The organism is Candidatus Obscuribacterales bacterium, from assembly GCA_019744775.1.
In the GTDB taxonomy this organism is placed as follows: Bacteria; Cyanobacteriota; Vampirovibrionia; order Obscuribacterales; family Obscuribacteraceae; genus SBAT01.
On the sequence record JAIETZ010000001.1, the window covers coordinates 644,380 to 656,795 of the forward strand.

Genomic DNA, 12,416 nt, shown 5'->3' on the forward strand with positions numbered 1-12,416 from the left:
TGTGGAAACAGCCTTACTTCTAGCTTTGCTCTATTTGGTTTTATCGCCAAAAATTGCGCAGTCTTTTTACAACTGCATGCTCTTCTACCCTGACAAAGAGCAAGAAGATCTCTACAGCGTCACACAGGTTGCCGGTATCACTATTGAAAATCAAACATTCAATTCCCAAAGCGGTATGGAACTGCATGGCTGGCTATTGAAAAATCCGAATTCAGAAAGGCTTATTCTCGTCAGTCACGGAAATGCCGGCAACATCAGTCATCGTGCATGGCTTGCGAAGTTGCTTATTGAATCTGGCAGTTCGGTTTTCCTGTATGACTATCAAGGTTATGGTCGAAGTAAAGGCAGTCCATCAATTGTTGGTATCACTCAAGATGGACTGGCTGCCTTTGATTTCGTTGCCGACAAATTAGGTTACAAGCCGGAAAACATCGTTATATTCGGCGAATCGTTAGGTTCAGGAGTTGCCTGCCATATCGCATCGGCAAGACCTAGCAGAGGACTCATACTGCAGTCACCCTTCAGCTCTCTCCGGCATATTGCCTGTGAAAAGTTGCCTTGGCTGAGACTTTATCCAAACCCTTTAATGGTTACTCCCGATCTGGATAACTTGACTGTACTCAAAAGCTATAAACAACCTGTTTTGATAATTCACGGCAAACTAGACAAAACAGTCCCTCACGACCATGGTGAGCGCCTCTTTCAAATTGCCGGGGAAAGCAAAAAATTCATTAGTCTGCCGTCAGCCAGTCACAATGATGTTTACGACGTAGATCCACCAACCTACACTGAAACAATCAAAACTTTTCTAAGCGGACTCTAGAATGGCATAAATGATTTGGCTAATTCGACGTCCCTAGGAATGCCTGCCAGTCCGTAATGAGTGGGCAAATACCAGCGCAACATGGAAAGCACCGCGCCGTATTCATTCTCGTTGGCAAATTGATCCGGGAATATGGAAAACACCATGGCTTGCGGTGGTTCCGCAGCTGGATCCATCAGCAAAAATGCCCGCAGACTAGTCATATTGAGTCTTTGCGTGGCGAAGTTGCGAATGGCGGTGCGCACATAGCCGGGAAGATATTCTTCCGAAGGTTGTCCGACCATTACCTGACGGCTTTCCTCGACAACTTCTCTCGATAATTTGCCGGCAGCTGTTTCATTAATAAGTTCGCCTCTAATTCTTTCTTCAATGGGAATTTCCAATTTGCCGAATTCTTTGAAGCACCAGAGCATGCCGAATGGAAAAACCCATTCCGGTTTGCTCATGTCACCACGGGCAATAACCAGACCCAGTCCATTTTCCAGGCAGTGGCTCAAGACGGTAGTTAGACTATAGCTGTGATATTGCTGCCCAGGCTCCGGAATATTGAGTAAGAGATAGGGAAAACCGTCAGGCCCGACAAAAACATTTTCGTCCGGCAAGGACAAACTTGCCGTATCAACGACTTTGTAGAATTTCTCTTTCCACTCTTCGTTGCGCTCAGCAAGCGGTACGGACAATAATCTGTCTATTTCTTCTGTTTTGCTTACGTCAGCTTCTTGGGTCATGACAGTTCCGTTGACTTACAGACCATAACTTTATCAATTCTATAGCCATCCATGTCAACGACTTCCAAACAAAGCCCATTCCAAGTGACCTTTTCAGCAACTTGAGGAATGTGATCAAGCTGATGGACTATAAGTCCAGCCAATGTTTCAAAATCTGCTTTTTCCGAGGCCATTTCGGCAACTTTGAAAAAGCGCATAAATTCGTCTGTCGGAGTCAACCCATCGACAAGACAGGTGCCATCCTTGCGATCAACAATTTGCCAACGCGGCTTTTCATCACCAACATGCGTCTCGCCCATGATTGCTCTGACGACATCGGTAATCGTAACCATTCCTTCAAGAGCGCCATATTCATCCATGACTAAAGCCACATCAGTGCCGGCTTTTTTGAAAGACTTAAGGACATCCATAACCGATTGAGAGCTTGGAAGAATTAAAGGCTGCGTCATCAAAGCCTTCAAGTCAAACGTCTTATCGATAGTCCAACGAACTAATAATTCCTTTGAACTAACTATGCCGATTACATTTTCCAACGAACTTTCACCTACAGGAAATCGAGAATGCGGATTGGCAATCACTGATTCCATCAAGACCTTCGGACTATCAGTTGCTTTCAGCCAAACAATTTTTGTCATTGGAGTCATGACGGCGCTGACCTTCTTCTCGTTGAGATCGAAAATTCCGGACAGCATTTTGTATTCCATCGTCTGTAATATGCCGACTTGTTTGCCCTCATCAATCATTACTTCCAGTTCTTGTTCGGTGACAGCCGGCTCTTTTTGTATTTTGATCGGTAATAGTGCAAAGACAAAATCTGTGGAAACGGTCAATAACCTAACGACAGGTCCTGCTAAATGAGCAAGTCTCTTCATTGCCGGGGCAAGCGCACTGCCGATTCGCTCCGGGTCAGCCAGGGCAAGTCTTTTCGGTACAAGCTCACCCAGGATGAGCGTAAAATAGGTGATTAAGACAACAACCACAGTCATGCCGATGGCATCAGCATATGGTTTTATCGGTGGAATTAAGGCAAGAATATCGGATAGATTCTGGGCAATTGTTGCTCCCCCGAAGGCACCGGATAATATCCCAACTCCTGTCACACCAGCCTGAATGGTAGATAAAAACTGATTGGGTGAATTCGACAACTCTAAAGCTACCTTGGCGCCCATGTTGCCTTTCTTAATCAAACCCTGCAGGCGGGCTTTACGCGAAGAAACAATGGACATCTCAGCCAAGGAAAGTAAGCCGTTAGCCAAGACTAACAGCACGATAAACAAAATCCATGCGCTTGTGGAAACCATCGACCTCTAGAGGACGCAACAACCTATGCTGGTATATTCCCGGCCAAGCCAACCAATGAACGGTTTTGCCCTAATACTTAATCATTCTCTGTATCTGAATCTCGGCATTTAAGTCCGAGCTTATAGATATCGGATCGCCTTCTATTCAATTCCTGAGCCAGTTCTTGGGAAACTTCCTTCAACCCTCGCCCTGACTTTAGACGTTCGGCAATTTCGGACAACAACTCTTCTTCTGTAAGTTCAATTTCGGGCGGAGCCTCGGCACCGGCAATTACCAGCACATACTCGCCTTTGACGCCACGCTCATTTACCTGGCTAATAATCTCAGACATTGTGCCGCGAATGAATTCTTCGTGGAGCTTGGTCAGCTCTCTAGCAAGACATGCTTGTCTATCTCCCATAATCGAATGAACCAGCTCAAGAGCGTTAACAAGATCATGCGGCGCTACGTAAAAAATTAGCGTGCGCCTTTCATCCTTCATGCTCTCCAGCTTCTTGCGTCTAGTCTTTTGTCTATCCGGCAAAAAGCCCTCAAATACAAATCGGTCGCAAGGCAACGCACTGCCAATTAGCGCCAACAAAAAGGCGCTTGGACCTGGAATGGGAACAACCTGCATTCCACATTCAATTGCCGCCTGCACTATTTGATAGCCGGGGTCAGAGACAAGTGGCGTACCGGCATCCGAAACTACAGCGACACTGGCGTCTCTGGATGCCATTTCGGCCATTAGTTTTGCCCGGCTGGCTTCGTTGTATTCGTGGCAGCTGGTCAGCTTCTTCTTTAAGCCAAGGTGGTTAATGAGCTTGATGGTGACGCGTGTGTCTTCAACCAGGATTAGATCTGCTGATGCAAGAGCCTGTTTGGCCCGCTCGGTAAGGTCACCGAGATTACCAACAGGTGTAGCGATAATGAACAATCTTCCTGACAACAGACACGTCCTTGTATATGTTTTCTAATCCTCGAAAGTATCTACCACACATGCATACAAAAATTCCTCTAATCAAACAAAAGGTCTTCACGACTCTTGAGATCTCAAGTTATCTACAGGTTTCCTACACCTGTAAGTTATTTAATCGATGGATTAAACGGATCGATCTTGTCTTAGATCGGAAAATTCTGCTCAACACACTGGCCCTTATATTTGACGATCCGAGATCTTCAGCGACTATTTAGAAATGGCTTCACAGGCTGATTTCGAAAAGCAAATAGTGCAAAAGCCACATCTATTCTGCTTCAAGCAATTTCAATGACAATTTGTCGTGCTGGTTTATTCGCAATTGCACAATACTTCGTTACAATCGCAATAAGCCTCACCTACTAAGCGATATACAGGTTGTCATCGATCGCATCAGCATATAGGTTGGGTGTGTTTTCGCAGTAATAATCATCCAAAACCACCCAAATACATATCGATCAATCACCACTTCCATAAGGTATTGGATCCTTCCTGCATTGCTTTATCAGAGACAGCCAATGCCCCACCATATTCAGTCGCTATACAAGTCGATCCGAGTTACTTAAAAACGCTCATCTTCGAGCTTAAATCCAATGAAAATTTTCGGCCACGCTTAAATTGCATAAAAACATATTGGACATAAGCTATTAATTGTCGTAACTTTTATCGGAACTGGAGTTATATCTCCTTTGCCGGAGCAAAAATGTTCGCGCTCTTATCAGCCAACTATTTTCGTTTTGCCGTCAGTCTTACCCTGGCTATAACCTGTGCTGCCTCCTTTGAGCAGCCATCGTGCGCACTTTTGCCGGGCAGAGCAAAGGACAAGACTACTCCGCCGGCAAAACCACAACCCAAGCCGACAGCCAAAAGCGCATTTGATGTGCCTGGACCAATACGGGACAAATGGGCAATTGTTATAGGAATAGGGTCATTTCATGATCAAACAATTGAACCTCTGCGCTGCGCCGTCAAAAACGCCACCGATCTTGCAGGTATTTTGAAAGATCCAAGTTGTGGTCACTTTGCTCCAGATCACGTGAGTGTTCTTAAGGAACTGAAGACAACAAAATACGGTATTGAAAACGTGCTGAGTTCAACATGGCTTGGCACAAAAGCATTGCCCAACGACATGGTCGTACTTTACGTCTGCACGCGAACTGTCCCTTCCAAAGAAGGCGACGACATAATTTTGTTGTGCGCGGACAGCGAAGCAAGCGATGCGGCCGAAACAGGCATTCCATTGAAAGCAATGCTTACAGATTTACGGCGTCGCCTGCAGTCACGCAATATTCTCTGTGTACTGGATACATCGCCCGCATCCGAAAGCGCATACAACCCGGAAATTCCGATGCAGCCAAGCATTGAGGAAATCTGCAAGGAGACTGGTGTCTCAATTCTTTCGGCCAATTTACCTGAATTACCGAGTTACGAAAGCACACTCACTCCCAATAGTTTTTTCTGTAGCTTTTTCAGTCTTGGTCTGCAAGTAGCAAATGGATTGACTCCAGTCATCACGCTTGGCGAGTATGTCAAACAAGGCGTTTCAGAGCTTGTCGACGTACAGATAGGCAAGAAAGAAACCCCTATTTTGGCCCTTGCCGAATACACCACCCTTGGTGGCACTCCCATTGGAACGGTTGTTAAAAGCTCCACACCAAAGAGCATTAAGTTTGGTCATCCAATTGACCAATTAGCAATGAAACGACCTGATTTAGCCAGTCGCCAACGGCACCCTGAAGATGCTCAAGACTCAGATGATGACGAAGATGAAGATGCAAAGCCAAAGGCACCATTAGATTTTGGCACTTACATGTCCAAAATGAAGCAACAGATTCAAGCAAAATGGCAGCCGCCCAAGGGCATGGAAAATAGAAAAATTGCTGTCATATTCACCATCAAACGAGATGGCTCAATTATCGAACCACAAATCGTTGAATCTAGCGGTGAGCCGAAAGCCGATGCTGCGGCTATGGAAGCATTAACCGCGGCATCGCCTCTTGAGCCACTTCCTTTAGGCGCCCCTAAATCAGTGCAAATCCGCTACCAGTTTACCTGGCGCATCTCACGGTCAGACGATTCTGCCAAGTAGGGCGTGGAGCATAGGGTAAACTAGGTAAATATGCCTAGTCATCCAGCCAAGAAGCCCAATTTAGAGCAAGAAGCGCAACAAGAATTGCGCTTTTGGACAACTAGTCTCAAGACGCAGATGATGCAGCCGAATAAGTATTATGCGCAGCGGCAGCCAAAGCTAGACAACAGACGTACTTGGATAAGAACTGTTATCTGGTCTTTGATCCCCATTCTAATTTTCTCGGTATTGTTCTCCGTCATAGAAAAGCGCTACATGCTGATTCCGGCTTATGTCGTCTTGGCTTATGCAGGAATGGCATTATGGGCTTACGTGCAGAGTTTTCTCTTGAGAAAATTATTCGATCGGGAATTCAATTTCCGTCAATGTTTTGATCTCGCACTAACAGCAGCACCAGCTCTGGCAATTGCCTGGATACCAACAGCCGGTGTCGTAGCATCCAGCATCCTAGCTTGCTTTTGGAATTATGCCGGGTTAGTAAATCAATTCAAAATCGACAAAGGAGCAGGACTTGCCGCTGCTACGTTGCCTGTCGTAATTGCCGGAGCAGCAATTATTTTGCTTGGGTATTTTGCAATCGTATTTCTCTACGTCGGCAACAAATAATTCCGTTATTGTAGTCTTCCGCCCAATTGTGCAGCAACGTCAGCACCAGACGCGTTTGTAGTCTGCGCCGGACCCGTCGGACCTTGGTAATTAGATTGTCCAAGTCTCGGGTCTACATAGGTAGTTGTCGAACCACCATCTGTGTAGGTACCGGCACGCCCTGGTCCCATATAAGCATGATTGCCATCATATCCACGCATATGACCAGAAGTTGAATCAGTCTGTCCCAAAGAATTTTTAAACGTGTTCCACTCGTTATTTTTGCCTTTTTGATCAGGATTGGCAGTTTGAATCGGAGGGCATAGCCCCTGATTTATCATGTCCTGCATTTGCTTCTGTCGCTGCTTTTCTGCGTCGGTTTGTTCTTTTGCTTTCTGAAGCGGTCTTTTATTCCAATTCAATGGCGAATTATTTACCGGAGGAGGAGGTGGTGGTGGATTATTCTCCCAAGGCCACTTGAATCCTTGATCCCAAGGCATCTTAGTTTGCGCCTGCACCTGCGGACAGTAGATGCTGCAAGTCAATAGAATAAGACAGCTCCATGTCGTCAAAAGAGTCTTTCTTGTTGTCGGGGACTCAATCCTTGAAAGCACAATGCGACTCCAATCTGACGCTCCAGATAGCAATGTACCCAGAAAATTACCTTAATCACATTAATGTCCCAGAACGTCCAAGCTGCCCATTTTTAGATAAGAACTGAATAAGTGGGTATAAAACGTACGTTAGCTTTCTTGATCTTGGAGATCTTATGAGCCGCATAAGTCTGTTACTGGTCCAATTTCTTACGTCCTGTCTTCTCATTTTTTCAATCACGGCCCTGCCGGCGTTCTCATCTCATTATGAGCCCGACATACTTCTAGCCGCAGTGGATACTGATGAGAATATGAAGACACTGCTGGAGACTATCAGTGCAGCCGGCGCTAAACTTGAGCGAGTATATGGTCTGACGTATTGCCATCTACTTCGCATCCGAACGCAGCCTGGAAAGCTACATCAAACAGCGCTAGCCCTGTCTAAAACCAAAATGTTTGCCGGCATGCAACCAAACTTTCACCACATGTGGTGCGACGAAAACAGCAAAGATGAACAACCAAAAGCACAAGCTCCTGTGTCAAATGATCCGTTGCTACCCAACCAATGGAACCTTATGTACACACATACGCCCGAAGCTTGGAAGGCTACAAAACTGACAGGTCACTGGGTAGCTGTGCTAGATTCCGGTGTCAATCCGGTAGGTGACTTAGCAAAAAAAGTTGGAGAAGGTGAATCATACGTTGGTAGCTTCAATGACTCATCAGACGCTATTGGTCACGGCACTAAAGTTGCATCCGTGATAGCGGCAGCTACAAATAATGGCGATGAAATTGCCGGCGTAGATCCAACAGCATTTATTTACCCCATAAAAATCGGCGACAGCAATGGCACTGACGATGAGCGTGTCATTTTGGGATTAGCAGCATGCATGGAGAGGGGCATTAGAATAGCCGTTGTTGGTGCAGCACCAGTGGATGCTGAAGCGTCTCTTTTGGATAGCCCACTGGTATTTGGCACATTAGTGTTATATCGAAATAAGGGTGGAATTGTAATTGCACCAGCCGGCAATTCAGGCACAAAACTTGGTGGACGCGTAGAACGAACCTTGATTGTAACCGCCGCATCAGATCGTAATGGTGATCTCTGCGACTTTTCAAGCTATGGTGGTCCTGTATGGTTTGCAGCCCCCGGCAAAGATGTTCCCACTCTTAATGCTGCAGGAGTACCTATGGTTTCAAATGGTACGTCCTTTTCAGCTGCGCTTGTAGCTGGAGTTATAAGCATGATTGCCAATACAAATCCAAGTTATACAGTGGACCAGATATTGACAGATTTGATTAATACCACTTTTGAAGACAGCAAAAATAAAGGTGGAATAGGCTATGGAATTGTGAATGCCGAACTCGCTGTAAAAAATGCAGCCATGTCTGCCATGGCGGCACCAGCAGCGCCTGGCGGAGGAGGCGGTAACGCTGGCTCAGCATATGGCGGTAGTGGAGGAGGCGTTAGCGGAGGCGGCGGCACTAGCGGCTTCGCCGGTGGCGGTGGTGGTGGCAGTGGTGGTGGTAGCAGCGGCGGTGGTAGCGGCGGCGGTGGCGGCGGTGGCGGTGGCGGTGGTGGCGGCGGTGGCGGCGGCGGTGGCAGCGGCAGCTCCGGAGGTGGCGGCTTCGGCGGCGGCAGTGGCGGCTTCGGAGGAGGCGGCGGCAGTTCTTCTAGTGCAGGTTCGAGTTCGCTGGGCGGCAATAAAGGCATTTGGAGTCCGGGCGGCGAACGCAAAGTCAGACCAGCCAACAACAGACGCCCAGCAGGCGGCTCAAGTGTTCAGAGCCAGGGCTCAGGGTCAGTTGACCATTCAACGACCAACAGTAAGGGTATCTGGCGCCCAGGACAGTAATTAATCTTTCAGATAGCGTAGGAGCGCATTACATGCGCCTTTTACTTGGGCTCCTTAAGGTGGACTACGTAGAATCCACATTGACGACGCTTGCCCGCAAAGGTAACCTGGTCTTGAAAAGGGGAGACCGGAAAGCGACCCGACTAAGTTATTTGAAGGAATCACTTAAGGAGTAACCAACGAAGGCAATGGGAATGGACAGAGTATCTGAACAACAAGAAAATTTTGATTCGAAAGCCTCCCAGCTGTTGAGCCAAGAGGCCAACAAGCAAGGCGATGCAGTCATGAAGTCCACCGACAAAGTGACTCCGGTTGTTGAGTTGGTAGCCGGTACGGCCGACACAGCCAAAGCATTTGGCGCCAGCAGCATAAATATGCGTGATACCCTCAATGCGCAAGCCGCAGGGTCTCAAGAAGCTGTACTTGGTCAATTCCAAGAAACTATGATTACTGCTGAAGACGTAGCCTTTTTAGAACAGAAGTTTGGCAGACCATTAGAGACCTTACGTGTAATGAGCACGTTCTCTGAAGTTGCAGAAAACCCAATTAAGGCAATGAGCGAGCTCAATCGCATGATCCTGGACGCTCAGAAGTCGTAGATTAGCTAAAGCTCACGGGCAAAAGCTTAAACCTAGATGTCGAAAGAGCCATGCAGGCACGCTGTCATGTGCTAGAATTTGAGATTCGTTTTCCCGTGCACGTCTCAATGACGCACGAGGATTCTCAAGACTAGGGAAGGGTTTGTCGTGCCAAGAATTAAGTCAGCTAAAAAGCGTGTAGAAGTTGCCGAGCGCAACCGCGAGCGTAATCGCTCCTGGAAAGCAGCCGTTAGAACCGCTGCCACTCAAGTAGAAAAGTCAGCCGATGACAAGAAAGCTGGTCAGACAGCTCTCACAAGCGCTTACAGCGTTATTGACCGCGCAGTTAGCAAGGGCATCTTGCATAAGAACACAGCAGCCAGAAAGAAGTCTCAACTGGCTAAAAAAATCGCCCCGTAAGCTAATTCCAGCAGTAAATTCGTTACGATTCAGTTATATTAATGTGCAGTAAGGAAAGCTGCGCATTTTCAAGCAGCCTGAATCTTGGATAACGGTTTACTACGGATTTACTACGAGGGTCCCCCGTGAACGTCAAATCGACTACGCACTTGGTTGAAGCTCAAACCCTGAATTTGGAAACAATCACCGGCTGTGTCCACCTGGTTGGCATAGGCGGCATAGGCATGTCGGCAATAGCGCGCCTGCTCCTGGCTAAAGGAATAAAAGTATCCGGCTCGGACAAAGAAAAAAGTGCGATTACCGACGAACTGGAAAAGCTCGGTGCCCGTATTTGCCTTGGGCACAAGGCAGAAAATATCGACGGCGTTGATCTTGTTGTTGTCTCAACTGCCATCAACACAGAAAATCCGGAATTGTCCCTTGCCCTCAAAAAGAATCTTCCTGTTTGGCACCGCTCGAAGCTGCTTGCTTATCTAGGCAAAGACAGCCGCGTCATCGCCATCTCCGGCACTCACGGTAAAACAAGCACTACAGGCATGGTCGCTCAAGTGCTTCTCCATGGAAAGCTTGATCCTACTGTTGTCGTCGGCGGCATTTTTTCCAAGATTGGTTCAAACGCTTGCTTAGGCAAGGGTGATTATCTGGTTGAAGAATGCGACGAATCAGATGGCACGCACGCAAAGACAGATTCATATCTTTCCCTCATCACAAACATCGAAGCCGATCATTTGGAAAACTATCCTGGCGGAATAGAACAAATCCGTGAGGAAATGGTGACCTTCGCCAACAAAAGTAGTTTCGCCACAATACTCTGCCAGGATGATGCCGGGTGTCGCCTTATTCGCGACCGCATCAACGGCAAAGTAATTACTTACGGTAGCGCTAAATTCTCTCGTGATGCAGACTACCGCTATGAGAGCCTGCCTGGATTTGGTCTCAAGGTTTGGCACAAATCAAAAGAACTTGGCGAAATAAATCTGCAAGTGCCTGGCGAACACAACAAACTAAACGCACTTTCTGCAGTGGTTGTCGGTAATGAATTAGGCATTCCTTTTGCATTGATTGCAGAAGCGCTGGGAAGCTTTACCGGTGTCGGCAGAAGATTTCAGATAATCGGCTCGACAAACGAAGTAATCGTCATAGACGACTACGCCCATCACCCAACAGAAGTTGTGGCAACTCTACAAGCAGCTCGCTCGTACAAATTATTGGCACACCAAAATGCTGCACCAAAAGGACGTATCGTCGCTGTCTTCCAGCCGCACCAGCCAGGACGTCTTCGCGATTTCTGGAATGAGTTTTGTCAGGCATTTGAATTTGCCGACCTGGTCTTGATATCTGATGTTTACATTGCACGTGGCGGAGCCATTGAAGGTATCAACTCTGAAAAGCTTGCAGCATCAATAACACATCCTCATGTCTTCTACCTGCCAGGGGCAACAAATAGCCTTGCTCAACAAATTGTTCCTCATCTTATGCCTGGAGATTTGGTAATAACCATGGGCGCCGGTGATATAACTAAGGTGGGTTCCGAGATCCTGGCACTGGCCAGGCAGGGTCTTGTTCATGGAAGAAGTAACTAACGCACCGCTATACCGCTTTACGACACTAAAAATTGGTGGCGAAGCTGGGCGCCTGTGCAATCCCTCAAGCATTGAAGAAACAATTGAATTGCTTGATCGCTTGCGCAAAACAGGCGAACCCTGGCACGTAATTGGCGGCGGCTCCAACTTACTAGTCTCATCCGAGGGTGTTGAAGGTACTGTCATTCGCACAGCACTTATCACCGAAATAAAACAGCTTGACGATACTCTTATTGAAGCCGGGGCGGGCGCAAGACTACCGCACTTAGCAAAGCATGCAGCAAAGCTTGGACTGTCAGGTCTGGAATTTGCCGTAGGCATCCCCGGCACCGTCGGCGGCGCTGTCGTCATGAATGCTGGAGCTCATGGAAGTTGCACAGCGAATATACTTGAGTCAGTGACTGTTTTCGATACTAAGAAATGGCAGCTGGTCACATTGAGCAATGCCGACTTGAATTTTGCCTATCGCAAATCTGAGATTGATCCTGAGTCGCAAATTGTATTGTCCGCACGTTTTCGCCTACCAAAAGGTGAAGCAGCGGCCATTATTGAACAGACTCAACACAACGAAGATTACCGATGGAAAACGCAACCTCTTTCGTGGCCAAACGGTGGAAGCACATTCACTAATCCGCTTCCAGACAAAACTGCCGGCTACCTATTGGAACAAGTAGGCGCAAAGGAATTCCGCGAAGGTGCAGCTGCTGTCTCGGAAATCCATGCCAACTTCATCATCAACCTAGGCGGAGCAACATCAAAAGAAGTAACTAATTTACTCATGCGCATGCAAGACTCCGTATACAATAAATTCGACATTCGCCTGCATCCTGAATGGAAGCGCTTGGGCAAATTCACTAAACAAGAACTTGGCATTTGGAACGGTACACACTAATAAAGGAAATGA

At 47.2% G+C, this 12,416-nt stretch carries 12 protein-coding genes; 8 read left to right on the forward strand and 4 right to left on the reverse strand.

Annotated elements, in window-relative coordinates; translation table 11 throughout:
• Position 1: 1 nt before the first annotated feature.
• Entirely contained in the window at positions 2–823 is an 822-nt protein-coding gene (locus tag K2Y22_02880; GenBank protein ID MBX9877377.1) for an alpha/beta hydrolase, read from the forward strand.
• Here the strand turns inward: K2Y22_02880 and K2Y22_02885 are convergent.
• The 3 genes from K2Y22_02885 to rsmI form a co-directional block, all read right to left on the reverse strand.
• Entirely contained in the window at positions 820–1,551 is a 732-nt protein-coding gene (locus tag K2Y22_02885; protein ID MBX9877378.1) for a hypothetical protein, read from the reverse strand. The genes K2Y22_02880 and K2Y22_02885 overlap by 4 nt on opposite strands.
• Entirely contained in the window at positions 1,548–2,852 is a 1,305-nt protein-coding gene (locus K2Y22_02890) for a hemolysin family protein (protein MBX9877379.1), read from the reverse strand. Before K2Y22_02890 ends, K2Y22_02885 begins: the two co-directional genes overlap by 4 nt.
• A gap of 77 nt (positions 2,853–2,929) precedes the next feature.
• Positions 2,930–3,781: a 16S rRNA (cytidine(1402)-2'-O)-methyltransferase gene (gene rsmI, locus K2Y22_02895; GenBank protein MBX9877380.1), complete on the reverse strand. Its 852-nt coding sequence runs from the start codon at positions 3,779–3,781 to the stop codon at positions 2,930–2,932.
• 730 nt (positions 3,782–4,511) lie between these two features.
• On the opposite strand from rsmI, the gene K2Y22_02900 reads away from it, so the two are divergent.
• On the forward strand, positions 4,512–5,897 hold the full coding sequence (locus K2Y22_02900) for a TonB C-terminal domain-containing protein (GenBank protein ID MBX9877381.1): 1,386 nt from the start codon (positions 4,512–4,514) through the stop codon (positions 5,895–5,897).
• A 30-nt stretch (positions 5,898–5,927) separates the two neighbouring features.
• Complete coding sequence (locus tag K2Y22_02905; GenBank protein MBX9877382.1) at positions 5,928–6,503, forward strand: hypothetical protein; 576 nt, start codon at positions 5,928–5,930, stop codon at positions 6,501–6,503.
• Positions 6,504–6,508: 5 nt separating this feature from the next.
• Here K2Y22_02905 and K2Y22_02910 read toward each other — a convergent pair whose 3' ends face one another.
• Positions 6,509–6,982 carry a hypothetical protein gene (locus tag K2Y22_02910; GenBank protein ID MBX9877383.1) on the reverse strand — a complete coding sequence of 158 codons (474 nt, stop codon included), beginning with the start codon at positions 6,980–6,982 and terminating at the stop codon, positions 6,509–6,511.
• Between the two features lie 404 nt (positions 6,983–7,386).
• On the opposite strand from K2Y22_02910, the gene K2Y22_02915 reads away from it, so the two are divergent.
• The 5 genes from K2Y22_02915 to murB all read left to right on the forward strand — a co-directional run bounded on the left by K2Y22_02915 (position 7,387) and on the right by murB (position 12,404).
• Positions 7,387–8,931 carry a S8 family serine peptidase gene (locus K2Y22_02915; protein ID MBX9877384.1) on the forward strand — a complete coding sequence of 515 codons (1,545 nt, stop codon included), beginning with the start codon at positions 7,387–7,389 and terminating at the stop codon, positions 8,929–8,931.
• Positions 8,932–9,125: 194 nt separating this feature from the next.
• Positions 9,126–9,530 carry a hypothetical protein gene (locus tag K2Y22_02920; GenBank protein MBX9877385.1) on the forward strand — a complete coding sequence of 135 codons (405 nt, stop codon included), beginning with the start codon at positions 9,126–9,128 and terminating at the stop codon, positions 9,528–9,530.
• Between the two features lie 147 nt (positions 9,531–9,677).
• Positions 9,678–9,929 carry a 30S ribosomal protein S20 gene (gene rpsT / locus K2Y22_02925; protein ID MBX9877386.1) on the forward strand — a complete coding sequence of 84 codons (252 nt, stop codon included), beginning with the start codon at positions 9,678–9,680 and terminating at the stop codon, positions 9,927–9,929.
• Between the two features lie 125 nt (positions 9,930–10,054).
• A complete protein-coding gene (gene murC, locus K2Y22_02930; GenBank protein MBX9877387.1) occupies positions 10,055–11,512 on the forward strand; it encodes a UDP-N-acetylmuramate--L-alanine ligase in 1,458 nt (485 codons plus the stop codon).
• Entirely contained in the window at positions 11,496–12,404 is a 909-nt protein-coding gene (murB, locus tag K2Y22_02935; GenBank protein MBX9877388.1) for a UDP-N-acetylmuramate dehydrogenase, read from the forward strand. The genes murC and murB overlap by 17 nt, the downstream gene beginning before the upstream one ends.
• Positions 12,405–12,416: the final 12 nt, after the last annotated feature.